This window comes from Klebsiella sp. RHBSTW-00215 (assembly GCF_014103785.1).
Lineage (GTDB): Bacteria > Pseudomonadota > Gammaproteobacteria > Enterobacterales > Enterobacteriaceae > Klebsiella.
Genome location: NZ_JABXQS010000001.1, coordinates 927,427 through 952,184, shown reverse-complemented (window position 1 = coordinate 952,184; position 24,758 = coordinate 927,427). Strand labels below are relative to the sequence as shown.

Annotated in this window: 25 protein-coding genes; 20 read left to right on the top strand and 5 right to left on the bottom strand. The window is 53.6% G+C overall.

The genetic code is table 11. From position 1 onward, the window contains the following. Window positions 1-2: 2 nt before the first annotated feature. From HV127_RS04735 to HV127_RS04645, 19 genes are all read left to right on the top strand, one after another. Window positions 3-542 (top strand): PilN domain-containing protein, encoded by a 540-nt coding sequence (locus HV127_RS04735; protein WP_182235134.1) that lies wholly within the window; start codon window positions 3-5, stop codon window positions 540-542. Further along, entirely contained in the window at window positions 526-963 is a 438-nt protein-coding gene (locus HV127_RS04730; protein WP_182235133.1) for a hypothetical protein, read from the top strand. Before HV127_RS04735 ends, HV127_RS04730 begins: the two co-directional genes overlap by 17 nt. Next, window positions 953-1,360, top strand: coding sequence for a HofP DNA utilization family protein (locus HV127_RS04725; RefSeq protein WP_182235132.1), 408 nt, complete (start codon window positions 953-955; stop codon window positions 1,358-1,360). Before HV127_RS04730 ends, HV127_RS04725 begins: the two co-directional genes overlap by 11 nt. After that, window positions 1,269-2,510 (top strand): DNA uptake porin HofQ, encoded by a 1,242-nt coding sequence (gene hofQ / locus HV127_RS04720; RefSeq protein WP_182235131.1) that lies wholly within the window; start codon window positions 1,269-1,271, stop codon window positions 2,508-2,510. Before HV127_RS04725 ends, hofQ begins: the two co-directional genes overlap by 92 nt. 270 nt (window positions 2,511-2,780) lie before the next feature. Continuing rightward, entirely contained in the window at window positions 2,781-3,302 is a 522-nt protein-coding gene (aroK, locus tag HV127_RS04715; RefSeq protein WP_004106441.1) for a shikimate kinase AroK, read from the top strand. A gap of 54 nt (window positions 3,303-3,356) precedes the next feature. Beyond that, the gene (aroB, locus tag HV127_RS04710; RefSeq protein WP_182235130.1) at window positions 3,357-4,451 is read left to right on the top strand and encodes a 3-dehydroquinate synthase; all 1,095 of its coding nucleotides are present in this window, start codon (window positions 3,357-3,359) and stop codon (window positions 4,449-4,451) included. 84 nt (window positions 4,452-4,535) lie between these two features. Next, window positions 4,536-5,846 carry a cell division protein DamX gene (damX, locus tag HV127_RS04705; protein WP_182235129.1) on the top strand — a complete coding sequence of 437 codons (1,311 nt, stop codon included), beginning with the start codon at window positions 4,536-4,538 and terminating at the stop codon, window positions 5,844-5,846. A gap of 78 nt (window positions 5,847-5,924) precedes the next feature. Beyond that, on the top strand, window positions 5,925-6,752 hold the full coding sequence (dam, locus tag HV127_RS04700) for an adenine-specific DNA-methyltransferase (protein WP_112214768.1): 828 nt from the start codon (window positions 5,925-5,927) through the stop codon (window positions 6,750-6,752). 17 nt (window positions 6,753-6,769) lie between these two features. Then, on the top strand, window positions 6,770-7,447 hold the full coding sequence (gene rpe, locus HV127_RS04695; protein ID WP_110274962.1) for a ribulose-phosphate 3-epimerase: 678 nt from the start codon (window positions 6,770-6,772) through the stop codon (window positions 7,445-7,447). Further along, entirely contained in the window at window positions 7,440-8,189 is a 750-nt protein-coding gene (gene gph / locus HV127_RS04690) for a phosphoglycolate phosphatase (protein WP_182235128.1), read from the top strand. The genes rpe and gph overlap by 8 nt, the downstream gene beginning before the upstream one ends. A gap of 3 nt (window positions 8,190-8,192) precedes the next feature. Next, window positions 8,193-9,197: a tryptophan--tRNA ligase gene (trpS, locus tag HV127_RS04685; protein ID WP_112214766.1), complete on the top strand. Its 1,005-nt coding sequence runs from the start codon at window positions 8,193-8,195 to the stop codon at window positions 9,195-9,197. A 150-nt stretch (window positions 9,198-9,347) separates the two neighbouring features. Then, complete coding sequence (gene yhfZ, locus HV127_RS04680; RefSeq protein WP_182235127.1) at window positions 9,348-10,253, top strand: GntR family transcriptional regulator YhfZ; 906 nt, start codon at window positions 9,348-9,350, stop codon at window positions 10,251-10,253. 16 nt (window positions 10,254-10,269) lie between these two features. Continuing rightward, entirely contained in the window at window positions 10,270-10,632 is a 363-nt protein-coding gene (locus tag HV127_RS04675) for a PRD domain-containing protein (protein WP_182235126.1), read from the top strand. Between the two features lie 83 nt (window positions 10,633-10,715). Beyond that, complete coding sequence (locus HV127_RS04670; protein ID WP_182235125.1) at window positions 10,716-11,879, top strand: YhfX family PLP-dependent enzyme; 1,164 nt, start codon at window positions 10,716-10,718, stop codon at window positions 11,877-11,879. After that, the gene (locus tag HV127_RS04665; protein WP_182235124.1) at window positions 11,879-13,105 is read left to right on the top strand and encodes a phosphopentomutase; all 1,227 of its coding nucleotides are present in this window, start codon (window positions 11,879-11,881) and stop codon (window positions 13,103-13,105) included. The genes HV127_RS04670 and HV127_RS04665 overlap by 1 nt, the downstream gene beginning before the upstream one ends. Next, entirely contained in the window at window positions 13,102-13,980 is an 879-nt protein-coding gene (locus tag HV127_RS04660) for a phosphotriesterase-related protein (RefSeq protein WP_182235123.1), read from the top strand. Before HV127_RS04665 ends, HV127_RS04660 begins: the two co-directional genes overlap by 4 nt. 10 nt (window positions 13,981-13,990) lie before the next feature. Next, complete coding sequence (locus HV127_RS04655) at window positions 13,991-14,344, top strand: DUF2620 domain-containing protein (protein WP_110274970.1); 354 nt, start codon at window positions 13,991-13,993, stop codon at window positions 14,342-14,344. A 12-nt stretch (window positions 14,345-14,356) separates the two neighbouring features. After that, entirely contained in the window at window positions 14,357-15,661 is a 1,305-nt protein-coding gene (locus HV127_RS04650; protein ID WP_182235122.1) for a YhfT family protein, read from the top strand. A 15-nt stretch (window positions 15,662-15,676) separates the two neighbouring features. After that, window positions 15,677-16,765, top strand: a complete 1,089-nt coding sequence (locus tag HV127_RS04645; RefSeq protein WP_182235121.1) for an aminotransferase class I/II-fold pyridoxal phosphate-dependent enzyme — start codon at window positions 15,677-15,679, stop codon at window positions 16,763-16,765. 40 nt (window positions 16,766-16,805) lie between these two features. Here HV127_RS04645 and cysG read toward each other — a convergent pair whose 3' ends face one another. From cysG to nirB, 4 genes are all read right to left on the bottom strand, one after another. Next, the gene (gene cysG, locus HV127_RS04640; RefSeq protein ID WP_181484660.1) at window positions 16,806-18,179 is read right to left on the bottom strand and encodes a siroheme synthase CysG; all 1,374 of its coding nucleotides are present in this window, start codon (window positions 18,177-18,179) and stop codon (window positions 16,806-16,808) included. Window positions 18,180-18,190: 11 nt separating this feature from the next. Next, window positions 18,191-19,000, bottom strand: a complete 810-nt coding sequence (gene nirC / locus HV127_RS04635) for a nitrite transporter NirC (protein ID WP_142513312.1) — start codon at window positions 18,998-19,000, stop codon at window positions 18,191-18,193. A gap of 77 nt (window positions 19,001-19,077) precedes the next feature. Continuing rightward, window positions 19,078-19,404 carry a nitrite reductase small subunit NirD gene (gene nirD / locus HV127_RS04630; RefSeq protein ID WP_112214756.1) on the bottom strand — a complete coding sequence of 109 codons (327 nt, stop codon included), beginning with the start codon at window positions 19,402-19,404 and terminating at the stop codon, window positions 19,078-19,080. Continuing rightward, on the bottom strand, window positions 19,401-21,944 hold the full coding sequence (nirB, locus tag HV127_RS04625) for an NADPH-nitrite reductase large subunit (RefSeq protein WP_182235120.1): 2,544 nt from the start codon (window positions 21,942-21,944) through the stop codon (window positions 19,401-19,403). The genes nirD and nirB overlap by 4 nt, the downstream gene beginning before the upstream one ends. 241 nt (window positions 21,945-22,185) lie before the next feature. Here nirB and HV127_RS04620 point away from each other — a divergent pair, with 241 nt between their 5' ends. Then, on the top strand, window positions 22,186-23,508 hold the full coding sequence (locus HV127_RS04620) for a cytosine deaminase (protein ID WP_182235119.1): 1,323 nt from the start codon (window positions 22,186-22,188) through the stop codon (window positions 23,506-23,508). 5 nt (window positions 23,509-23,513) lie between these two features. Here the strand turns inward: HV127_RS04620 and tsgA are convergent, their stop codons facing one another. Next, on the bottom strand, window positions 23,514-24,689 hold the full coding sequence (gene tsgA, locus HV127_RS04615; protein WP_182235118.1) for an MFS transporter TsgA: 1,176 nt from the start codon (window positions 24,687-24,689) through the stop codon (window positions 23,514-23,516). Window positions 24,690-24,758 lie beyond the last annotated feature (69 nt).

Here is a 24,758-nt window from a genome sequence, read left to right as displayed (position 1 = left end):
CGATGAGCCAGATTGTTAACTTTCTTCCCTGGCGTGAAACCCGTCGACGGCAGCGTCTGCGTTCGGGAGGGTTGCTACTCGTCGGGTTCCTGCTTGTTCTGCTTATGGCGTGGTTCGCATCACGAATGAACAGCCGGGTCAGTCACTCGCTTGAGGCGGAGAGAGCGAGTGCCGAAAGCCAGCTTTATAACGCGTTCCAGCAGCGTGAGCGTGTTATGCGTCAACGGTTACAGCAGTACGAACGGCTCCGTCAGCGCCAGCAGCACCGAGAGATAACCGCAGCATGGCAGCCAAGATTGCTTGAGGTCGCTGCCCGCTTACCGGAGCAGGCCTGGCTCACCCGTCTGGAATATCGACAAAATGCGCTCACGCTTGGTGGGCTGACGTTAAACCTGAAAGCATTAACAACCCTGGAAAAAGCGCTGGAAGGTCTTAGCGGCTTTCATCCGGCCAAAGCGGGTGAAACCCACCGAGATAGCGAAGGGCGCTGGTTGTTTAGCTTTTCTATGGCGGGAGAGCGCACAGATGCGGGTGAACATTGAGCGCTGGCTAACGGACGGCAAAATTCTTTTCGTGCTGTCCATCGTTTTAGCTCTCATCGTAGGGGCTTTTATGTGGCCACAAACCTCGCCGCCAAAAATACACTCGGGCGGCTCGCTGCGAATACAAGAACAATGGCGAAAACTGTTGCCGCTAAAGGCTTCGCTAAACAGTACCAGAACGGACGAAGCGAAAACCGAAACCTTTACGCCGCTTGATCTGCCAGTCGTCGGAGCGGTACTTGTATCCTGGCGGCCAGTTGGGCGGGGCGGTGAGATGCGGCTGGAGGTTAACTGGCAATCGGTACCCGCGCTGTTTTCCTGGCTGGCACGCTGCGGGATGCAGGCTACGGCATTTTCACTGCACCCGGAAAAGCAGGCGCTGCAGTTGACCCTGCAACTGGAGGCGGAAGATGCAGAGTAAGTGGTGGAGTTTACTTTTGCTGCCGCTCCCGCTGATGGCTGGTGGACGCGATCCATTCCAGCCTGCGGTTGATGGCTGTCGAACGGCACAACTGAGCCAATGGCGCTACGGCGGAGCTATCAGCGATCCGCAATTGCATATTGGAATTTTGAAGGACAGCGCCGGGAAGTGGCGTCGAGTAAGAGCGGATGAAACGTTGCCGACAAACTGGCGAATCACGCTCCTGACGGCGCAGAGAATTGAAATAACTACGGGACCAGGATGTGAACCCGCCCAGTGGGCCTGGCAGCGTGAAGGGATAAAAAATGATGCGATGGATAAGCCTGCTGTTTCTGCTGTTGCCATTGATGGCAACGGCGGCAAAAAAAGATCAACCCGTGTCGCTGGTCGTCGATGACGCACCGGTAGCTCAAGTATTACAAACTCTGGCGGAACTTAAACAGAAAAACCTGGTAGTGGCCCCGGACGTCAGCGGTACGGTATCGCTACATCTAAAAAATGTCCCCTGGCAACAAGCGCTGCGTTCTGTAATTGATAGTGCCGGGCTGACGTTAACCCAACAAGGTACGGTGCTGTATGTTCACACCCTTGCCTGGCAAAATGCGCGACAGGTGCAGCTTGAGGCGGAAAGAGATAAACGTTTGCAGAATCTCCCTCTACAGGATCACAGTGTGGCCTTGCGTTATGCTGATGCGGGGGATCTCGCTAAAGCCGGAGAGAAATTGCTGAGCGCTCGCGGACATCTTACCGTCGATACACGAACCAATCGTCTGCTAATTCGTGATGATGTCCAGCATATCCCTGTCTTGAAAGCATGGGCGCTGGAGATGGACTTGCCTGTCGGTCAGGTAGAGCTGGCGGCGCATATTGTCTCAATGAGCGAAACCAGTCTGCGTGAGCTGGGGGTGAAGTGGAGCCTGGCCGAAGCCAGCAGTCCGCCAGGATCGGGTAAATTCACCACCTTAAGTAGCAACCTGGCCGTCGGCGATGCCAGTACGCGGGTGGGATTTAATATCGGGCGTATTAACGGGCGGCTATTAGAACTGGAGCTTTCCGCTCTTGAGAAAAAGCAGCAGGTACAAATTATCGCCAGCCCGCGGCTGCTGGCTTCACATATGCAGCCCGCCAGCATCAAACAGGGAAGTGAGATTCCGTATCAGGTCTCTAGTGGTGAAAGCGGTGCAACTTCCGTTGAGTTTAAAGAAGCGGTATTGGGGATGGAGGTTACGCCGACGGTGCTACAGCAAAATCGGGTGCGCTTAAAACTCAGAATTAGCGAAAACACGCCAGGACAAATTCTTAAACAGGAAAATGGCGAAGCGCTGGCTATCGATAAACAGGAAATTGAAACGCAGGTCGAAGTGAAAAGCGGTGAGACCCTGGCCTTGGGAGGAATTTTTTCGCAAAAAAATAAATCTTCTCGCGATGGTATTCCCCTACTTAGCGACATCCCATGGCTTGGGCAATTATTTCGCCGTGACGGCAAAGATAACGAACGACGTGAACTGGTTGTCTTCATTACTCCACGTATACTGGCAGTGAATTAAGCGGGTTTTTCTTGCTAAACACGTTTCAGGTGTTTGACGTGAGGACGGATTTAGCATACAAGGGGTACCGATTTGAGAGTCGGGTACGACATCAATCCTCCCTTATATTGTCCGGTGATTTATTCTGTTGCCAAACCAGCCGGAGTATTGAGATAATTTTCAGTCTGACTCTCGCTCTATTGCATATGAGGTTTCAGTTCATGTCCTGCTGCGTTGGATCTTTGCGAAGCGGGTTTATCATTAACGAATAGTCTTAGTAGTACCGAAAAAATGGCAGAGAAACGCAATATCTTTCTGGTTGGGCCTATGGGTGCCGGCAAAAGCACTATTGGGCGCCAGTTAGCCCAGCAGCTCAACATGGAATTTTACGATTCTGATCAAGAAATTGAGAAACGCACTGGCGCTGATGTAGGTTGGGTCTTTGATGTAGAAGGCGAAGACGGCTTCCGCGATCGTGAAGAAAAAATCATCAATGAGTTGACGGAAAAACAGGGAATTGTGCTGGCGACTGGCGGCGGCTCTGTAAAATCCCGTGAAACGCGTAACCGTCTCTCCGCCCGCGGCGTGGTGGTCTACCTGGAAACAACTATCGAAAAGCAGCTTGCCCGTACACAGCGCGATAAAAAGCGTCCTTTATTACAAGTTGATGCGCCGCCTCGCGAAGTTCTTGAAGCGTTGGCAGATGAACGCAATCCGCTGTATGAAGAGATTGCTGATGTCACTATCCGCACCGACGATCAAAGCGCAAAAGTGGTAGCAAACCAGATTATTCATATGCTGGAAAGCAACTGATTCTGGCTTAATAAAGTGCGTCAGAGTAAAAGCAACTGAGGTGGACGTCGCGTTATGGAGAGGCTTACTGTAACCCTCGGGGAACGTAGTTACCCGATTACCATCGCGGCTGGTTTGTTTAACGATCCAGCTTCCTTCCAGCCACTGCAATCAGGCGACCAGGTTATGCTGGTCACCAATGAAACGCTGGCGCCGCTTTATCTGGATACCGTTCGTTCCGTACTGGAGCAGGCGGGAGTAAAAGTCGACAGCGTGATTCTTCCCGACGGCGAGCAGTATAAAAGCCTGGCGGTGATGGATACTGTTTTTACCGCTCTGTTGCAAAAACCACACGGCCGCGACACGACGTTAGTGGCGCTCGGCGGTGGGGTGATCGGTGATTTAACTGGATTTGCCGCGGCCAGCTATCAGCGTGGCGTGCGATTTATCCAGGTCCCTACTACGCTGTTGTCGCAGGTTGATTCCTCCGTTGGCGGCAAAACGGCTGTAAACCATCCTCTCGGTAAAAATATGATTGGCGCCTTCTGGCAGCCAGTTTCTGTCGTTGTCGATCTCAACTGTCTCAAGACACTACCGACGCGCGAACTGTCCTCCGGTCTGGCTGAAGTCATAAAGTACGGCATTATCCTCGATGGCGAATTCTTCGATTGGCTGGAAAACAACATCGATGCGCTGATGGGGCTGGATGAAAAAGCGATGGCGTACTGTATCCGTCGTTGTTGTGAGCTGAAAGCTGAAGTCGTCGCGGCCGACGAGCGCGAAACCGGGTTACGTGCTTTACTCAATCTTGGACATACTTTTGGTCATGCGATCGAAGCTGAAATGGGCTACGGTAACTGGCTGCATGGTGAAGCTGTGGCTGCCGGTATGGTGATGGCGGCGCATGTGTCGGAGCGTTTAGGGCAGTTCAGCGCACAGGATACGCAGCGAGTTATTCGTTTGTTACAGCGTGCTGGTTTACCGGTGCATGGGCCGCTGGAGATGGCGGCAGACGCCTATTTGCCTCACATGATGCGTGATAAAAAGGTACTGGCTGGCGAGATGCGGCTGGTGCTACCGCTCGCAATAGGGAAAAGCGAGATACGTGGCGGAGTGCCGCATGATGTTGTTCTTGGCGCAATTGCTGATACCCAGCAGGCGCAACAATAAGAAGGTCTGGCCGCGTTCGCGCGGCGTTATCATTTCAGGTGACATGCAATAGTCGTGAGCATAAGCCTTTTAGTGGGGTGTTAAATGGATGAATTAAAACCAGAAGACGATATGAAAGCCGATCGCAACGATCGTCGTGCTGGTCGTTCCCGTCAGTCTTCTGAGCGTGATGCCGATCCGCAAATCAATTTTGATGATGTCGATCTTGATGATGCTGACGATGGTCGCCCGACGCGCGGCAGCAAAGCACGCCGTGAGCGCGATGAAGAACAATATGAAGAACAATATGAAGAGGACGTAGAGTCTGACGAAGACGATGCCGAAGAGCGTCAGGTTGAACGTCGTCCGCGTAAACGTAAGAAGGCGCCGGCTAAACCTGCTTCCCGTCAGTACATCATGATGGGGGTAGGGATCCTCGTCCTTCTCCTGCTGATTGTTGGCGTCGGATCTGCGCTGAAATCACCTTCCTCTTCATCTGGTGAGCAAACGGCTTCAGGTGAGAAGAGCGTTAGCTTATCCGGCGATCAGGATAATAATGCCCAGCCGACAGCTCAGGATTCATCAGCGACGAATAATTCACAGCCGCAGGATGTCTCCTTGCCACCAATTGCCTCTAACCCGACTCAGGGCCAGGCTACTGCTGAGCCGCAGGGACAGCAGCGTGTTGAAGTTCAGGGTGATCTGAACAATGCGCTGACTCAGCAGCAGGGCCAGATTGATAGTGCCGTGGCGAATTCCACTCTGCCAACTGAACCTGCTACCGTTGCTCCACTTCGTAATGGTGCTGCCCCGCGCCAGGCGACAACGGAACGTCAGACGGCGGCGACACCGACACCGCGTCCAGCTGAGCGTAAGCATACGGTTATCGAACCAAAACCGCAGGCCACCGCGAAAACGACTGCCGAGCCTAAGCCGACCCCGGTCCAGCCGAAGCGTGTAGAAAGCGTTGCGACTACGGCTCCGGCGAAAGCGACACCAGCTCAGCCGACGAAACCTGTTGCAACTGCACAGACTAAACCGGCGCAGCCAACGGCTACCACTACCACGCCTGCCGCGACTGCTACGGCAACCGCCGCTCCGGCAGCGACTGCTGCTGCGAGTAAAAGCGCTGGTGATGTTGGCTCTATGAAGTCCGCGCCATCTGGGCACTACACGTTGCAGCTCAGCAGCTCCTCTAACTACAACAACCTCAACAGTTGGGCGAAGAAAGAGAAGTTGGAAAAATATGTTGTCTATGAGACTACGCGTAACGGTCAACCCTGGTATGTTCTGGTGAGCGGTATTTATGCTTCGAAAGATGAAGCTAAACGCGCTGTTGCGACTCTGCCGGCAGATGTACAGGCGAAAAACCCGTGGGCAAAACCGCTGCATCAGGTTCAGTCTGACCTGAAATAATGCTGCTGTGTAGTCTGAAGCGCTGGATGCTGTCGGAGCTTTCTCCACAGCCGGAGAATGTGTAATTAGTTAGGCAGCATGAAAAAGAATCGCGCTTTTCTGAAATGGGCAGGGGGGAAATACCCCCTGCTTGATGATATTAAAAAGCATTTGCCGCAGGGCGATTGCTTGATTGAGCCCTTTGTGGGCGCCGGGTCGGTATTTCTTAATACCGACTTTTCTCGTTATATCCTTGCTGATATCAATAGTGATTTGATTAGTCTGTATAACATAGTCAAACTGCAAACCGATGAGTACGTTACGGCGGCGCGTGAGATGTTCACGCCAGAAAATAACGCCGCTGAACGTTACTACCAGTTCCGTGATGAGTTCAACCAAAGCCAGGAACCGCTGCGTCGCGCGGTGCTGTTCCTTTATCTGAACCGTCATGGCTACAATGGTCTGTGTCGTTACAACCTGCGCGGTGAGTTTAATGTACCGTTTGGCCGTTATAAAAAGCCCTACTTTCCAGAGGCCGAGTTGCACCACTTCGCTGAGAAAGCGCAGCATGCAGAGTTTCATTGTGAATCTTATGAAGACTGTATGAAGCGAGCTGATAACAGCTCTGTTGTTTATTGCGATCCGCCCTATGCGCCGCTGTCGTCAACGGCGAATTTTACGGCCTATCATACGAATAGCTTTAGCCAGGAACAGCAGGAGTTGCTGGCAAAAAAGGCGGAATCGCTGGTGAAAAAGCGTATTCCTGTGCTTATCTCAAACCATCGCACGCCGCTCACTCAGGAGTGGTATAAAAATGCCGCTGAGATGCACATTGTGAAGGTTCGACGCAGCATCAGCAGTAACGGTGGTACACGTAAGAAGGTGGACGAGCTTCTGGCTCTGTACCGTCCGCCCAAGACAAAATAAATTTCAAGGAGATGCGGATGAAGCAGTATTTGATTGCCCCTTCAATTCTGTCGGCTGATTTTGCCCGTTTGGGTGAAGATACCGCTAACGTGTTGGCCGCAGGTGCAGATGTTGTGCACTTTGACGTAATGGACAACCACTATGTGCCGAATCTGACCATCGGTCCAATGGTACTGAAATCGTTGCGAAATTACGGAATCACCGCGCCGATTGATGTGCATTTGATGGTCAAGCCTGTTGACCGCATCATCCCTGATTTTGCTGCTGCGGGCGCTAGCATCATTACTTTCCACCCGGAAGCTTCTGAGCACGTCGATCGTACTTTACAACTCATCAAAGAAAATGGCTGTAAAGCCGGTCTGGTGTTTAACCCAGCCACGTCTCTGAGCTATCTCGATTATGTGATGGATAAACTGGACGTCATTCTGCTGATGTCGGTCAACCCAGGCTTTGGTGGCCAGTCTTTTATTCCGCACACCCTTGATAAACTGCGTGAAGTTCGTCGTCGTATTGATGAATCTGGCTACGACATTCGTCTGGAAGTTGATGGCGGCGTGAAAGTGAACAATATTGCCGAGATTGCCGCAGCCGGTGCGGATATGTTTGTTGCCGGGTCGGCGATTTTCGATCAGCCGGACTATAAAAAAGTGGTTGATCAAATGCGCAGCGAATTAGCGAAGGTTAGCCATGGATAAGTTGCAAACCATTCGCGGCGTGGCGTTTGACCTTGACGGCACGCTGGTGGACAGCGCGCCGGGTCTGACTGCTGCCGTCGATAACGCACTTTACGCCCTGGAGCTGCCGATGGCCGGGGAAGCACGTGTCATCACCTGGATTGGTAACGGAGCTGATGTTCTGATGGAGCGCGCTCTGACCTGGGCTCGCCAGGAACGCGCAACGCTGCGCACCTCGCAGGGTAAACCTTCTGTTGATCATGACGGTATCCCCCAGGCTGAGCAGTTGACGGTTTTGCGTAAGTTGTTCGATCGCTACTATGCAGAAGTGGCCGAAGAGGGGAGCTTTTTGTTCCCGGCGGTTGCCGATACGCTCGGTGCGCTGCACGCAAAGGGCCTGCCGTTAGCGCTGGTAACCAACAAGCCAACGCCGTTTGTCGCGCCTATTCTGGACGCGCTGGACATCGGCAAATATTTTACCGTCGTGATTGGCGGTGATGATGTAAAAAACAAGAAACCACACCCGGATCCGCTGCTTCTGGTCGCGGAAAAACTGGGGCTGGCGCCTGCTGAGCTGCTGTTCGTTGGTGACTCACGCAATGATATCCAGGCTGCGAAAGCCGCAGGCTGCTACTCAATCGGTCTGACATATGGCTACAACTATGGCGAGTCAATTTCGCTGAGTGAGCCGGATTATATCTTTGACCAATTTAATGAACTCTTGCCCGCTTTCGGGCTACCGTACAGTGAAACTCAGGAATAGAAAATGACTAAGCCCATCGTTTTTAGTGGCGCACAGCCCTCAGGTGAATTGACCATTGGCAACTACATGGGTGCGCTGCGTCAATGGGTAAACATGCAGGACGATTACCACTGTATTTACTGCATCGTTGACCAGCACGCGATTACCGTCCGCCAGGATCCACAACAGCTGCGTAAGGCGACGCTGGATACGCTCGCGCTATACCTGGCCTGTGGTATCGACCCAAAGAAAAGCACCATTTTTGTTCAGTCCCACGTGCCGGAGCATGCGCAGCTGGGATGGGCGCTGAACTGCTACACCTATTTCGGCGAACTGAGCCGTATGACTCAGTTCAAAGACAAGTCATCACGCTACGCCGAAAACATTAACGCTGGCCTGTTCGACTACCCGGTGCTGATGGCTGCCGACATCCTGCTGTATCAGACCAATCAGGTTCCGGTCGGTGAAGACCAGAAACAGCATCTGGAGCTGAGCCGCGATATTGCCCAGCGCTTCAACGCTATTTATGGCGATGTGTTTAAAGTCCCTGAGCCGTTTATTCCGAAATCTGGCGCGCGCGTGATGTCGCTGCTGGAACCGACCAAAAAGATGTCCAAGTCAGACGATAACCGTAACAACGTGATCGGCCTGCTGGAAGACCCGAAATCGGTAGTGAAGAAGATCAAACGTGCGGTGACTGATTCCGATGAGCCACCCGTTGTGCGCTACGACATCCAGGACAAAGCGGGTGTTTCCAACCTGTTGGATATCCTCTCTGGCGTAACGGGTCAGAGCATCCCTGAGCTGGAGCAGCACTTTGAAGGCAAAATGTACGGCCACCTGAAAGGCGAAGTCGCCGATGCGGTATCCGGCATGCTGACCGAACTGCAGGAGCGCTATAACCGTTTCCGCGGCGATGAGGCTTTCCTGAATCAGGTGATGAAAGAGGGCGCGGAGAAAGCCAGCGCTCGCGCTTCTGTTACCCTGAAGGCGGTCTACGAAGCGATTGGTTTCGTCGCTAAGCCTTAATCTATCTGATGGTTGTCGTCATATCTAAAGCCGGGTGCAATGCATCCGGCTTTTTAATTTGTGATAGCTGTCGTGATTTGATTATTTGCTCCTTGTTAATTATCTTCAGTTTAGTGAAGATATAAATATTCAATTTAGTGAAGATTATAGATGCGTCGGACATTCATTAAAAAAGAGGGCATGGCACTAACGACCCTGGCTCGTTATTTGCTGGGCGAGCAGTGCGGTAATCGTCTTAAAACGATTGATGAGTTAGCGGGTGAATGCGGCTCTTCCGTTGGGCTGACTCAGGCGGCGCTAAAAACGCTGGAGTCTTCCGGGGCCATTCGTATTGAACGCCGCGGGCGCAACGGCAGTTACCTGGTTGAGATGGATAACAAGGCCCTATTGGCGCATATCGATATCACCAACGTCGTTTGCGCAATGCCTCTGCCCTATACGCGATTGTATGAGGGGCTGGCGAGCGGGCTGAAAGCGCAGTTTGAAGGTATTCCTTTTTACTATGCGCATATGCGCGGCGCGGACATTCGCGTGGAGTGCTTACTTAACGGTGTTTACGACATGGCGGTGGTTTCGCGCCTGGCGGCAGAAAGTTATTTAGCGCAGAGCGGGCTGCGGATGGTAATGGCTCTTGGACCGCACACCTATGTCGGTGAGCACCAGCTGATTTGCCGGAAAGGTGAAATCGATTCGGTGCGGCGAGTGGGGCTTGATAACCGCTCGGCTGACCAGAAAATTATGACCGAAATTTATTTTGCCAATAGCGACGTAGAGCGCGTCGACCTCTCTTATCACGAGAGTCTAAGTCGCATCGTCAAAGGCGAAATTGACGCTGTTATCTGGAACGTCACCGCAGGCGCGGAGCTGGCCATGTTAGGGCTGGAAGCCCTGCCGTTAAGTGACGATCCGCGCTTTTTGCAGGCGACTGAGGCGGTAGTGTTGGCCAGGGCAGATGATTACCCGATTCAACATTTGCTACGTGCAGTCGTTGATAAACAGGCGCTATTAGCTCATCAACAACGGGTGGTGAGCGGAGAGCAAGAGCCAAGTTATTAACATTAAGGCAGTGACTATGGAAAACAGGCTCAACTTACTGTGTGAGGCAGGGATTATCGACCAGGATATTTGTCGCGGAATGATGAAGGTCGTCCGCCAGCTGGACGAGCAGTGGCATCTTCCCGTCTTTAGCGAGCAGGGGGAAATCGCGATAACTCATATGGCAAATGCGCTGATGCGCAGCCGCCGCGGTGAGGTTATTGAGCCGCTGGATGAGGAGTTCATGGCAGAGATAACCGGTTCGGCTTATTGGGATGAGATTCATCAATTGCATCAGGTGATGATGCAGGAATTTGACGTCACTCTACATGCTAATGAAAAAGGTTATTTGCTGGCTAACTGGTATGGGTTGTGGGGAGCGGCGCAGCAGGCCGTGTGAAGAATATTGGGAATTGGCGCTATGCGACTTAAATATTCAAAAAAATGAATATTTAAAAAAGGAATAAAAGCAGAGGCAAGTAAATGTTTATTAAAGCATTACAACGGCAGAACCCGGCGCTGATTGCGACGGCGCTCCGCTTCTGGCAGCAAGGGCGTATCGCCCCGGATAGCTGGGTTATTGATGTCGATCAGGTGCTGGAAAATGGCAAGCTGCTGCTGAAGACCGCGCAGCAATATGGAATCAGCCTGTACTTGATGACCAAGCAGATTGGTCGAAATCCGTGGCTGGCAGAAAAGCTGTTGGCGCTGGGGTATCAGGGCATTGTTGTTGTGGATTACAAAGAGAGTCGGGTGATGCGCCGCGCCGGCTTGCCCGTTTCCCATCAGGGCCATCTGGTGCAAATTCCTTCCGCGCAGGTAGCGGGTGCGGTAGAGCAGGGTACCGAAGTCATTACCCTGTTCTCTCTGGAGAAAGCGCGGGAAGTTTCGGCGGCGGCGGTAGCAAGCGGTCGGATGCAGGCGGTCATGCTTAAGGTCTATGGCGAGAGCGACTTCCTCTATCCGGGTCAGGAGAGTGGATTTGCGTTGGCTGAGCTGGACCACGTGGTGGCGCATCTTCGCAGCCTGCCGGGCATTGAACTGACCGGGCTCACCCACTTCCCTTGCCTGCTGTGGGATGACGAACAGGAAAAAATTCTGCCCACGCCGAATTTGCGCTCTCTGCTCGCCGCCAGAGACAGGCTCGAAAGTCTCGGCGTGACGGTTCAGCAACTGAATGCGCCTTCGGCAACCAGCTGCAGCTCTCTGCCGCTACTGGCGGAGTTTGGCGTCACCCATGCTGAGCCGGGGCATGCGCTGACCGGTACCATCCCCGCCAACCAGCAGGGAGATCAACCGGAGCGTGTTGCCATGCTGTGGCTGAGTGAAATTTCCCACCATTTTGCCGGGCAAAGCTATTGCTACGGCGGCGGCTATTATCGGCGTGGCCATGCTAAGCATGCGCTGGTATTCGCTCCGGCCAGCGAAAACGCCCAACTGGCGCAGCTTAACGCGGTAGATGACAGCAGCATTGATTACTACCTGCCGCTGGAAGGTGAGTTCCCGATCGGCAGCGCGGCAATCTTCTGTTTCCGCACGCAGATTTTCGTTACCCGTAGCGACGTGGTGCTGGTTGCGGGTATTCAAAGCGGTAACCCTGAAATCGTTGCCCGCTACGACAGCCTTGGCAACGTACTGGAGGACTAATGGCGCGATTTGTGGTGTTGGTGATAGACAGCTTTGGCGTCGGTGCGATGGCCGATGTTCCCGACGTGAGGCCGCAGGATATCGGTGCAAATACCTGCGGACATATCTTGCAGCGTTTTCCCGCGCTGCGCCTGCCGACGCTAGAAAAACTGGGCCTGATAAACGCCCTCGGTTTTGCTCCAGGTGTGATGCAGCCTTCTGAAGATGCCGTATGGGGAACCGCAGAACTTGAGCATGAGGGTGGCGATACCTTTATGGGGCATCAGGAGATTTTAGGGACTAAACCCCGGACTCCGCTGCGGATGCCGTTTAATGATGTCATCGATAAAGTTGAAGCCGCGCTGCTTGCCGCCGGACATCAAACAGAGCGCCACGGCAAAGGTCCATTTTGGCTATTGGTGGATGGTGCGGTGGCGGTTGGCGATAACCTCGAAGCCGATCTGGGGCAGGTTTACAACATTACCGGCAATCTGAGTGAAAAAAGCTTTGCTGAGGTGAAGGCCATCGGCCGGACGGTACGTGAACAGGCCTCAGTGGGACGCGTTATCGCCTTTGGCGGCCAGCTCACCAGTACACAGAACATCTTTGATGCCGTGGAAGAAAAAGAGGGCGGCTATATCGGCATCAACGCGCCGCGCTCGGGAGCCTATAAGCAGGGATTTCAGGTTGTACATATGGGCTACGGCGTCGATGAACAGGTGCAGGTTCCTGCCCAGCTGTTTGCGGTTGACGTACCGACGGTACTCGTTGGCAAGGTCGCTGATATCGTTAGCAATCCCCATGGCATCAGTTGGGAAAATCTGGTCGATAGCCAGCAGATTATGGAGATCACCCGGGCGGAGTTTAACCGCCGGGAGACGGCATTTATCTGCACCAATATCCAGGAAACTGATCTGGCGGGTCATGCTGAAGATGTGGAGCGCTATGTCGACAGGCTGGAACTGGTCGATGAGCAGCTAGCCCTGCTGATGGCGGATATGCGCCCGGATGATTGCCTGGTGGTGATGGCCGACCACGGTAACGATCCGACGATAGGCCATAGCAAACATACGCGTGAGAAGGTGCCTCTGCTGGTGTGGTCACCAGGACAATCCTCTGCGCAGCTCGGGACCCGGTGCACCTTGTCGGATGTCGGGGCCACCGTTTGCGACTTTTTCGGTGCACATGCCCCGGAGAATGGACACTCTTTCCTTTCGCTTTTACTGCCCGCAAGGAATACACAATGATGATTGATAGCTCTGGTTATACCTATGCACATGAGCATTTGCACATCGATTTGTCCGGCTTTAAAGGCAACATCGATTGCCGCCTGGATCAATACGAACTGATTCGTAACGAGATGCGCGATTTAATGCACCTCGGCGTGCGCAATATTGTTGAGATGACCAACCGCTACATGGGGCGCAATCCGTCCTTTATGTTGGATCTGATGCGCGATACCGGCATCAACGTGATTGCCTGCACCGGCTATTATCAGCACGCTTTCTTTCCTGAGCACGTTGCTACCCGTTCTGCACAGGAACTGGCGCAGGAGATGATCGATGAGATCGAAATCGGTATTGACGGTACGCCGCTCAAAGCCGGAATTATTGCCGAAATCGGATCCAGTGAAGGGGTCATTACCGATCTGGAAGCCAAAGTGTTTAGCGCCGCGGCGCTGGCGCATAACGCGACCGGACGGCCTATCTCAACGCACACTTCATTTAGCACCATGGGGCTGGAGCAGCTTGCACTGCTAAAACAGCACGGCGTCGATCTTTCCCGCGTGGTCATTGGCCACTGCGATCTGAAAGATAACCTCGATGATATTTTGCGCATGATCGATCTCGGCGCTTACGTTCAGTTCGACACAATTGGCAAAAACAATTATTACCCCGACGCAAAACGCATCGCTATGCTGCTCGCCCTGCGTGAAAGGGGCTGCCTGGATCACGTCATGCTGTCGATGGATATCACCCGCCGTTCTCACTTAAAGGCCAATGGCGGCAACGGTTACGACTATCTGTTGACTACCTTTGTCCCTCAGCTTTACCAGGCCGGTTTCAGCCAGGCCGATGTGGATCTGATGTTACGTACTAACCCTACTCAATTTTTCCTGTAAGGACATAGAGATGAAAAAGATTGGTGTTGCTGGCTTACAGCGCGAGCTGATTAAAAAAACGATTGAAAATACGGCGCCGGGGTGTTTCGAGGTGTTCATCTACAACGACATGGAAGCGGCTATGAAGGTGAAAAACGGCCAGCTGGATTACTACATTGGCGCGTGTAACACAGGTGCTGGCGCGGCGCTTTCCATTGCGATCGCCATTATCGGGTTTAACAAAAGTTGCACGATTGCTAAGCCGGGTATTAAGGCGAAAGAGGATCAGATTGCCAAAATGGTGGCGGAAGGAAGAGTCGCGTTTGGCCTTTCTGTTGAACATATTGAGCATGCGATCCCATTACTGATCAACCATTTAAAATAAAAAGGCACTGTTATGGCGCTTTATATTCAACTCATTGTGGTGGCTTGTCTGACAGGGATGACGTCGTTACTGGCGCACCGGTCAGCTGCGGTTTTTCATGATGGTATTCGCCCGATCCTCCCGCAGTTGATAGAAGGCAACATGCATCGTCGGGAAGCGGGCAGTATCGCATTTGGTTTAAGTATTGGTTTTGTCGCCTCAGTCGGGATTTCGTTCACGTTGAAAACTGGGCTGCTGAATGCCTGGCTGCTGTTTTTGCCTACCGATATCCTCGGTGTACTGGCAGCGAATAGTCTTTTGGCTTTCGGCCTGGGGGCGGTTTGGGGGATTCTGATCCTTACCTGCCTGCTGCCGGTTAACCATCTGCTGACGGCGCTACCGGTCGATGTATTGGGATCGTTGGGCGAATTGAGTTCGCCGGTAGTATCCGCTTTTGCACTGTTCCCATTGGTGGCCATTTTCTACCAGTTCGGTTGGAAAAGCAGCCTGCTGGCGGCGGTTGTTGTACTGATTACACGCGTACTGGTCGTCCGCTACTTCCCACATCTCAACCCTGAGTCGATTGAGATTTTCGTTGGTATGGTGATGCTGTTGGGGATTGCGATTACCCAGGATCTGCGCAATCGCGGTAGCGAGGATCACGACGCCAGCGGGATGTCGGTGTTTGAAGAGCGCACGTCGCGGATCATTAAAAATCTGCCGTATATCGCTATTGTGGGCGCGCTGATTGCGGCGGTAGCCAGCATGAAAATTTTTGCCGGTAGCGAGGTGTCCATCTTTACTCTGGAAAAAGCGTATTCGGCAGGCGTGACGCCGGAGCAATCGCAAACGCTGATTCATCAGGCGGCACTGGCGGAATTTATGCGTGGTCTGGGCTTCGTGCCGATGATCGCCACTACCGCCCTGGCTACCGGGGTTTATGCGGTTGCCGGTTTTACCTTCGTTTATGCGGTGGGTTATCTGGCGCCGAATCCGTGGATTGCCGCGCTGCTTGGCGCTCTGGTGATTTCGGCGGAAGTGCTGCTGCTGCGCTCAATCGGTAAGTGGTTGGGACGCTATCCATCAGTGCGCAATGCGTCAGATAACATCCGTAATGCGATGAACATGCTGATGGAGATGGCGCTGCTGGTTGGCTCTATTTTTGCCTCCATCAAAATGGCTGGGTATACCGGTTTCTCAATTACCGCTGCGATCTACTTCCTCAATGAGTCGTTGGGACGTCCGGTTCAAAAAATGGCCGCGCCGGTTGTGGCAGTCATGATTACCGGTATCGTGCTGAATATTCTGTTCTGGCTCGGATTATTTATTCCGGCATAACAAGGAGCGTGGGTCATGAGAACCTTTCCGCTGGAAAGTTTGTCGCTGGTTGAAGCCCAACATAAGCAGTTCGCGCTAGTGGATGCTATCTGTCGCCATTTTCCTGGGGTCGATTTCCTGCGCGGTGGTGACTTTGGTCTGGCGCCGGGGCTGAATCAGCCCCGCGTCACGCAGCGCGTCGAAGCAGTGCTGGCTGATGCATTCCATGCCGAGGCCGCAGTGCTGGTGCAGGGGGCAGGGACCGGGGCGATTCGTGCGGCGATAGCGGCATTAGTGAAGCCCGGCGGTACGCTGTTAACCCACGATGCGCCGGTCTATCCGACGACCTCGGTGATTATTGAGCAGATGGGACTAAAGCCAATTCGCGTGGACTTTAACGATCTGGCGGCGCTCTCAGAGACGGTGGCTCAGCATCGACCCGATGCGGCGCTGGTGCAGCATACGCGCCAGCGCCCTGAAGATAGCTATCAGTTGGCAGAGGTGCTCTCTGTGCTTAATGAGCAGCATGTTCCGACGCTGACCGACGATAACTACGCAGTGATGAAGGTGGCGAATATCGGTTGCGAATGCGGTGCGACGCTGGCGACATTTTCCTGCTTTAAGCTGTTTGGTCCGGAAGGCGTTGGTGCAGTGGTGGGTCGTGCTGATGCCGTTGCCCGCATCCGCGCCAGCATGTATTCCGGCGGCAGCCAGATTCAGGGGGCGCAGGCGCTGGAAGTACTGCGAGGGCTGGTGTTCGCTCCAGTGATGCACGCAGTGCAGGCGGGGGTGACGGAGCGGCTTCTGCTGCAGTTGAATCAGGGTGCGATTCCGCAAGTTAAACAGGCGATTATCGCCAACGCGCAGTCCCGGGTCCTGCTGGTTGAGTTTCATCAGCCGATTGCGGAGCAGGTACTGGCTAATGCGCAGCGGCTTGGGGCGCTGCCGTATCCGGTTGGCGCCGAGTCAAAATATGAAATACCGCCGTTGTTCTATCGCCTATCCGGAACCTTCCGTGAGGCAAATCCGGGTATTGAACGCTATGCGATTCGTATTAACCCTAATCGTAGCGGTGAGGAAACGGTGTTGAGAATATTGCAGGAAAGCTGTGAGGGCGTGAAGTAACTCGCATCCCGGTGAAATGAGTCGCCGGGATGCGAAGCCATTAATGGTTGGAGAACCAGTTTAACTTATCGCGCAGACCGACCACGCGACCCACAATGATCAGTGCCGGGCTGGCCATCTGCTGAGCCAGCAAATCCAACTGTTCTAACGTGCCGGTAACGACCTTTTGGGTTACCGCCGTGCCGTTCTCAACGATAGCCGCAGGCATATCCGCCGCCATACCGTGAGCAATCAGTTTTTCCCTGATGGCCGGTGCCTGATTCAGGCCCATATAGAACACCAGAGTTTGCTTTTCTACCGCCAGATTTTCCCAGTCCAATTCGCCGCCGGTCTTAAGGTGGCCGGTGACCAGACGCACGCCCTGGGCAAAATCGCGATGGGTCAGGGGGATACCAGAATAGGCGGAACAGCCGGAGGCTGCGGTGATACCCGGGACGACTGAGAAAGGAATACCGGCGCTGCACAAGGTTTCCAGTTCTTCACCGCCGCGGCCAAAGATAAACGGGTCGCCGCCTTTCAGGCGCACGACGCGTTTTCCGCCCTGGGCTTCGCGCAATAGAATCTGATTAATCTCTTCCTGCGGCACGCAATGGTAGCCTGAGCGTTTGCCGACGAAGACCCGATCGGCATCGCGGCGCACCAGGTTCATAATATCGTCGGAAACCAGTCGATCATAAACCACCACATCGGCCTGCTGGATTTGCTGCAACCCTTTGAGGGTCAGCAGCCCCGCATCGCCAGGGCCCGCGCCAACCAGCACCACTTCACCGCGATGATCCAGCGGCTCGGTCAGTAGCTGTTCCGTGGTATCTGCAACTGCCTGACGATCTTCATTCGCCAGAGATTGTGCCAGCCTGTCGCTAACAAACAGCTTCTCCCAGAAACGGCGACGCTCGCTCACGGTCGCAAACTGTTTCTTCACACGTGAACGCAATTGCCCGGCGTACTGAGCCAACTGACCTAAATGGAGCGGCAGAACTGACTCCAGCTTTTCACGCAGCAGGCGCGCCAACACCGGTGAGGTACCGCCTGAAGAGACGGCAACCATCAATGGTGAGCGGTCGATAATCGACGGCATGATAAAGCTGGCCTGCTGAGGGGCGTCGACCACGTTGCAAAATATTCGCCTTGCTTCTGATGACTCACTGACCTGCTGATTCACCTTTTCGTTGTCGGTAGCAGCAATCGCCAGCCAACAGTTATCCAGCAGAGCAGGGTTAAACTCGCCTTTTACCAGGGTGAGCATGTTCGAATCGGCCCACACCTGGAACTGGGGCACAAAATCCAGTGCGTTGACCGTTAATCTGGCTCCCGCGTCGAGTAACAGGCGAGCTTTACGTTCGGCAACATCGCCGCCGCCGACTAACAAACAGTCGCGATCGCGTAATTGGCAAAATATAGGCAAATGGTCCACGACATTACCTCTTAATTATTGGCAGCAGCCTCTGATTGTTTAATTTTTTCCGGAGCTGGGCGCTCCGATTTCGGCGTAGCATACCAATAACCCAATCCCATAAATACGACACCGGACAAAGTATTGCCGAGTGTTACCCATAACAGATTGTGACCAATTCCCGCAAGGGTGTAGGCATCGCTGTGATGACCGAACCAGGAGAGGGCAAACAGCGTCATGTTGGCAACGGAGTGCTCATAGCCGGAAGCGATAAACGCCAGCAGGCACCACCAGATAGCGATAAATTTTGCTGAGCCTTCAGTACGGATCGCCATCCAGATTGCCAGACATACCAGCCAGTTACACAGCGCGCCTTTGAAAAACAGCGCCATCGCAGATTGGCTGGTTTTAGCCAGCGCGACGGTGTGAACGAGGCTGGTATCGACCGGCAGCAGACTGCCGCTACCCCAGCTATACAGCAGCGCCACGAAAATAGAACCGAGCAGGTTGCCCATCCAGGTTTGCGGCAAAATGGCCCACATCTGCCCCTGGCTGATGGTGCCCGCTTTCACGCCCAGCGTCAGGAACATGGTGTGGCCGGTAAACAATTCAGAACCGGCGATAATCACCAGGGTTAAGGCGATACCAAAAGTGGCGCCCATCACCAGAGGACGAACGGATGGGTCGAGCAGATTGCCGAGGGTGAAAATAAGGATGATGCCCAAGCCGACATAAGCGCCTGCCATCATGGAGCTGACCCAGAAACTGAATGGATTATTGGCCGAGAGGCGTGCAATGCGCGCAGCGTTAGCCGCGCACTTGTTTATTGTGTCCGTAAACATATGATTGATTACCCTTGAGATATAAAAATAAAAAAGAAATTCAAAAAAAGGGAGGCGTTGCGCCTCCCGTTAATCTATTAACCGCGTAGCTGCACGACGCCGTCTTTCACTCGGGCTTCATAGTGCGCCACCGAATGGCTTTCATCTTCCAGACACAGGCCATCGCGCAGGCGGAAACGCTGCTTTTTCAGCGGACTGGCAACCCACAGCTCGCCCTGATGCTCGGCAATCAGTCCACGGGACAGGACGCTGGACTCAAAGAACGGGTCGATGTTGCTGATCGCAAAAACCTGGTCGCCGTGATAAGGGCGGAAAATTGCCACTTGTTTATCACCTAACAGCGCGCAGACGCCGGTTTCCGGCACGATGTCATCGAGTTTGCAGATATTTTTCCACTGGCTCATGCGTTTTCCTCCACCAGAGTTACCGGGATGCGTTCGTACGGCGTAGCCGGGCGATGCTGTTCACGTTCAGGAACCACCTGGACGTTCGGATCGCGCTTGTCGCTGTTGATGAAGTGCTTGAAGCGAACCTGGGCGGCTGGTGTGTTGACGGTTTCCGTCCACTCGCATATCACCGCTTCGCGCAGGCGGGCCATCTCTTCTTCCAGATGCTCGTTCAGACCCAGCTTGTCGTCGATGATGACCGATTTCAGGTATTCAATGCCGCCTTCCATGTTATCTAACCACGGCGCGGTACGGGTCAGTTTATCGGCCGTACGGATGTAGAACATCATGAAGCGGTCGAGGTATTTCATCAGCGTTTCACGGTCCAGATCCGCCGCCAGCAGATCTGCATGGCGCGGCTTCATCCCGCCATTACCGCAGACGTACAGGTTCCAGCCTTTTTCTGTCGCGATGATGCCGACGTCTTTACCCTGGGCTTCCGCACATTCACGGGTACATCCGGAAACGCCAAACTTCATTTTGTGCGGGGTGCGGATGCCTTTATAGAGGTTTTCCAGCTCGACGCCGAAGCCGACGCTATCGCCCACGCCGTAGCGGCACCAGGTGCTGCCTACGCAGGTTTTCGCCATACGCAGCGCTTTGGCATACGCGTGACCCGTTTCGAAGCCTGCGTCGATCAGTTGACGCCAGATTTCCGGTAGATCGTCTTTTTGCACACCGAACAGGCCAATACGTTGAGAACCGGTGATCTTGGTGTACAGATTAAATTCACGGGCGATACGACCGACGGCCACCAGGCCTTCTGGCGTGATTTCGCCACCGGCAGAGCGAGGGATAACAGAGTAGGTACCGTCTTTCTGGATGTTCGCCAGGAAGTTGTCGTTGGTATCCTGCAGCGGGGTATGCTGCGGTTTGAGAATATATTCGTTCCAGCAGGAGGCCAGCAGGGAGCCAACGGTTGGCTTACACACTTCGCAGCCGTAGCCTTTGCCGTGTTTCGCCAACAGTTCTTCAAAGGTTTTGATGCCTTCCACGCGGATGAGGTGGAACAGTTCCTGGCGAGAGTACGCGAAGTGCTCACACAGGTTGTTGTTCACTTCGATGCCTTGTTTCGCCAGCTCGGCGTTGAGCACCTGGGTTACCAGCGGAATACAACCGCCGCAGCCGGTACCCGCTTTGGTTTCCGCTTTCAGCGCCGCCACGGTGTGGCAGCCTTTATTGATGGCGGAGATCAGCATGCCTTTAGTGACGTCGAAGCAGGAGCAGATCTGCGCGCTGTCCGGCAGTTTATCCACGCCGATGGACGGCTTACCGCTGCCCGCGTGGGCTGGCAGGATCAGTGAGTCCGGGTTTTCCGGCAGTTCAATCGCGTTGAGAACCAACTGCAGCAGGTTGCCGTAATCGCTGGTGTCGCCCACCAGTACCGCACCGAGCAGCGTTTTGTTATCCGGGCTGACGATCAGACGTTTGTAGACTTCTTTGCTTTCATCAAGATAAACGTAGCTACGTGCGCCCGGCGTACGACCATGGGCATCGCCGATACCGCCAACGTCAACGCCCAGCAGCTTCAGCTTGGCGCTCAGGTCCGCACCTTCAAAGGCGTTTTCCGTTTCGAGGATATGATCAGCGGTCACCTGTGCCATTTTATAGCCAGGAGCAACCAGACCATAAACGCGATTGTTCCAGCTGGCACATTCGCCGATGGCGTAGATATCCGGATCGGACGTCTGGCAACGGTCGTTAATTACGATACCGCCGCGCTGGGCGACTTCCAGACCGCATTGGGTGGCTAGCTTGTCGCGCGGGCGAATACCGGTTGAGAAAACGATAAAATCGACTTCCAGTTCGCTACCGTCAGCAAAACGCATGGTTTTACGCGCTTCGGTGCCTTCCTGGACGATCTCTTTGGTGTTTTTGCTGGTGTGCACGCGCACGCCCATGCTTTCAATTTTGCGACGTAACTGCTCGCCGCCCATCTGATCGAGCTGTTCAGCCATCAGCATAGGAGCGAATTCAATCACGTGGGTTTCAACGCCGAGGTTTTTCAGCGCGCCCGCAGCTTCCAGACCTAACAGGCCGCCGCCGACTACCGCGCCGCGTTTGCTGCGACGGGCACAGGACTCAATGGCGTTGAGATCTTCAATAGTGCGATAGACAAAACAGTCCTGGGTTTCGGAACCTTTAATCGGTGGGATCCACGGATAGGAGCCGGTCGCCATGATCAGCTTGTCATAAAATACGGTACGACCCGCGCTGGAGTGGATAACCTTCTCCTGGCGATTGATGGTGATAGCGCGTTCGCCAATCAGCACCTTAACGCCGTGCTTCTCGTAAAAACCTTCTCGTACCAAAGAGAGCTCTTCAGCGGTATGGTGAGAGAAGTAGGAGGAGAGGTGTACGCGGTCGTAGGCGATACGGGGTTCTTCACAGAAGACGGTAATATCAAAATTGGCAGCGTCGGATTTATCAAGAAGATCCTCAATAAAGCGATGGCCGACCATACCATTACCAATAATAGCGAGTCTGACTTTGCTCATATTTGCCTCGATTTCTTTTATATTACCGCCTACCTTAACGATTCAGCCAAGACACTTATTGATGCAAATCAATTACACCTTTACCTACTACTTAAGTGGTATATTTTTGATTTGTCAGCATTTTTATAAGTCTTGGAAAACACTAACTTTTCCTTTTTGCTTTTTTTGTGTACAAAATCAGCAGAAGAAACCGGCATAAGGCTGAGTGAATTTTTAGCAATGTTTAACGAGGGTCATCGGTATGACAGCAGCGTCGCTTTGGTTGATTGAGAACGTTCGCCTGCCCGATCGCGAAGGTCTTTGGCAGATAGCGATAGACAAGGGGCGCTTTGGGGATATAACCCCTATGGACGAGGCGCGCAATGAGAGTTATGAGGTGCTGAATGCGCGCGGCGGATTGGCTATTCCCCCTTTTATTGAACCGCATATCCACCTCGATACCACCCAAACAGCCGGAGAGCCTAACTGGAATCAGTCCGGGACTCTGTTTGAAGGTATTGAGCGCTGGGCAGAGCGTAAGGCTTTACTGAGCCATGAAGATGTTAAAGCTCGCGCATGGAAGACGCTGAAATGGCAAATTGCTAACGGCATCCAGTTTGTGCGTACCCACGTCGACGTTTCCGACCCTACGCTCACCGCACTCAAAGCCATGCTGGAGGTAAAACAGGAGGTCGCGCCATGGGTAGATTTGCAGATCGTTGCCTTCCCACAAGAGGGGATTCTCTCTTATCCCAATGGAGAGGCTCTGCTGGAAGAGGCGCTGCGTCTGGGGGCCGATGTGGTGGGCGCGATTCCTCATTTTGAATTTACGCGTGAATATGGAGTGGAATCTCTGCATATTGCTTTCCGCCTGGCGAAAAAATACCAACGGCCTCTGGATATCCACTGCGATGAAATCGACGATGAACAGTCTAGATTCGTTGAAACCGTGGCGGCCCTGGCGTTAAAAGAGGGGATGGGGCCGCAGGTGACCGCCAGCCATACCACCGCTATGCACTCCTATAATGGCGCTTACACCTCGCGGCTATTTCGCCTGCTGAAACTTTCCGGCATTAACTTCGTGGCTAATCCGCTGGTTAATATCCACCTCCAGGGACGTTTTGATGACTATCCGAAGCGCCGTGGTATTACCCGCGTGAAGGAGTTGATGGCGGCGGGAATTAACGTCTGCTTTGGTCATGATGATGTCTTTGACCCGTGGTATCCGCTGGGTACCGGCAACATGTTGCAGGTGCTGCATATGGGGCTGCACATTTGCCAGATGATGGGTTATCAACAGATTAACGACGGGCTGAAACTGGTGACGGAAAATAGCGCACGGACGTTTGGCCTGAGCGATTACGGCATTGTGCCCGGAAATCCGGCGAATCTGGTGATTCTTCCTGCGGAGAATGGTTTTGAAGCCGTGCGCTGCCAGGTGCCAGTACGTTGGTCAATTCGTCAGGGGAGAGTCATTGCCACGACGCAATTAGCGCAGACCTGGGTGCAGACGGACAAGGGCGGGGAAGAGCTATTCTTTACCAAAAACAACCCCTTTGCCGGAACAAAGGGGTCTGAGGCTTAGTGAGATTACGCCGCTGCGTTGTTCTGGCGGTGGCGGGAAACAAAGCCGAGGATCACGCACATCACAAATACCACGGCATAGAGACCGTTAGCGGTATGCAGCGCTGCCAGCGGACCGCTGGCGGCGACGATCGGGCCGGTAACCACAAAGGTCAACATGGTGCCGACGGTACCGCAGGTGAGAATGAAGTTCACCAGCTTTGGCGACGATACTCTGGTCTGCTGCGAGCCCAGCGTAATAATAGAGGTGTAGATTGCGCTTGAGAAGAAGCCGAGGGTCAGGATAAACCACGGCATATGCTCCGGCGAACCGTTAATAAACAGATACATCAGGACCGTCGCTGCGCCTGCCAGCACGGTCAGAATACGTTGCAGGTCAAAGAAGCGCAGGATAAAGCTGAATGACCACATGCCAATCATGTACGACATCCAGAAATCACTCACCAGTTTGCCCCCATCACCCAGGCTCATGCCCAGACTTTTGGCGTATTCCGGCACCCAGGAGATAAAGCCCAACTGGCCGAGGATGTAACAGAGTGCGGCAATGGAAAGAAACAGCACACCGATACCCCATTTCTCTTTTGCTACCGGCTGGCTGTCCAGCGGCGCTTTTTTACCTAATACCGGGAATTCACAGCCGAAAGTCAGTACGAAAATAGCCACATAAACCAGACCGATGCAGGCATAGACCCAGTACCACTCGATGCTTCGTGCCAGCAGGTATGCGGCAAGCATCGGGAAAATCATGCCCGCCATGCTGAAGAAGGAGTCGGTGAACAGCAGGCGCGCGCCGCGCTGACGACCTTCATACATATGGGTGATCAGGAAGGTACCAATCGACATGGTGATCCCGCTGACCAGCCCAAGTACGAACATTGAGGCAGAGAACAGCGCCAGGCTATGGCTAAACATCAAACCTGCGACGGCGAGTACCATCAAGATAAAGCCAAAGCGCAGTTGGGTTTTCAGCGGAACGATTTCCATCAGCCAGGCATTCAGGAAGATAGAAATCAGGATACCGGCGTTGAGGAAGGTAAAGGTGTTGCTCATACTGGAAACGGGCAGATGGAAATAATCTGCGATGTTTCCCATCACCATCCCGGTGACGATCACCAACGCGCCGGTCAGGGCGTAGGAGAAGAAGCTGATCCATGTGAGCTTGATACGGTTGCTGTTAGTCATGACTGGCCTGTGAATAGAAATGTATAGCGCGTTGACTCTGCGCCGGGCGGACAGATTTTATTCGTTTGC

Bases quoted from the DNA above. Each gene is read 5' to 3' on its own strand.
- trpS (WP_112214766.1), top strand. From the start codon at position 8,193: ATGACTAAGCCCATCGTTTTTAGTGGCGCACAGCCCTCAGGTGAATTG.
- HV127_RS04660 (WP_182235123.1), top strand. From the start codon at position 13,102: ATGATGATTGATAGCTCTGGTTATACCTATGCACATGAGCATTTGCAC.
- aroB (WP_182235130.1), top strand. From the start codon at position 3,357: ATGGAGAGGCTTACTGTAACCCTCGGGGAACGTAGTTACCCGATTACC.
- gph (WP_182235128.1), top strand. From the start codon at position 7,440: ATGGATAAGTTGCAAACCATTCGCGGCGTGGCGTTTGACCTTGACGGC.
- HV127_RS04725 (WP_182235132.1), top strand. From the start codon at position 953: ATGCAGAGTAAGTGGTGGAGTTTACTTTTGCTGCCGCTCCCGCTGATG.
- HV127_RS04655 (WP_110274970.1), top strand. From the start codon at position 13,991: ATGAAAAAGATTGGTGTTGCTGGCTTACAGCGCGAGCTGATTAAAAAA.
- nirB (WP_182235120.1), bottom strand. From the start codon at position 21,944: ATGAGCAAAGTCAGACTCGCTATTATTGGTAATGGTATGGTCGGCCAT.
- HV127_RS04675 (WP_182235126.1), top strand. From the start codon at position 10,270: ATGGAAAACAGGCTCAACTTACTGTGTGAGGCAGGGATTATCGACCAG.
- HV127_RS04650 (WP_182235122.1), top strand. From the start codon at position 14,357: ATGGCGCTTTATATTCAACTCATTGTGGTGGCTTGTCTGACAGGGATG.
- HV127_RS04730 (WP_182235133.1), top strand. From the start codon at position 526: ATGCGGGTGAACATTGAGCGCTGGCTAACGGACGGCAAAATTCTTTTC.
- nirD (WP_112214756.1), bottom strand. From the start codon at position 19,404: ATGAGCCAGTGGAAAAATATCTGCAAACTCGATGACATCGTGCCGGAA.
- yhfZ (WP_182235127.1), top strand. From the start codon at position 9,348: ATGCGTCGGACATTCATTAAAAAAGAGGGCATGGCACTAACGACCCTG.
- HV127_RS04735 (WP_182235134.1), top strand. From the start codon at position 3: ATGAGCCAGATTGTTAACTTTCTTCCCTGGCGTGAAACCCGTCGACGG.
- HV127_RS04620 (WP_182235119.1), top strand. From the start codon at position 22,186: ATGACAGCAGCGTCGCTTTGGTTGATTGAGAACGTTCGCCTGCCCGAT.
- dam (WP_112214768.1), top strand. From the start codon at position 5,925: ATGAAAAAGAATCGCGCTTTTCTGAAATGGGCAGGGGGGAAATACCCC.
- tsgA (WP_182235118.1), bottom strand. From the start codon at position 24,689: ATGACTAACAGCAACCGTATCAAGCTCACATGGATCAGCTTCTTCTCC.
- damX (WP_182235129.1), top strand. From the start codon at position 4,536: ATGGATGAATTAAAACCAGAAGACGATATGAAAGCCGATCGCAACGAT.
- nirC (WP_142513312.1), bottom strand. From the start codon at position 19,000: ATGTTTACGGACACAATAAACAAGTGCGCGGCTAACGCTGCGCGCATT.
- HV127_RS04665 (WP_182235124.1), top strand. From the start codon at position 11,879: ATGGCGCGATTTGTGGTGTTGGTGATAGACAGCTTTGGCGTCGGTGCG.
- HV127_RS04645 (WP_182235121.1), top strand. From the start codon at position 15,677: ATGAGAACCTTTCCGCTGGAAAGTTTGTCGCTGGTTGAAGCCCAACAT.
- hofQ (WP_182235131.1), top strand. From the start codon at position 1,269: ATGATGCGATGGATAAGCCTGCTGTTTCTGCTGTTGCCATTGATGGCA.
- aroK (WP_004106441.1), top strand. From the start codon at position 2,781: ATGGCAGAGAAACGCAATATCTTTCTGGTTGGGCCTATGGGTGCCGGC.
- HV127_RS04670 (WP_182235125.1), top strand. From the start codon at position 10,716: ATGTTTATTAAAGCATTACAACGGCAGAACCCGGCGCTGATTGCGACG.
- rpe (WP_110274962.1), top strand. From the start codon at position 6,770: ATGAAGCAGTATTTGATTGCCCCTTCAATTCTGTCGGCTGATTTTGCC.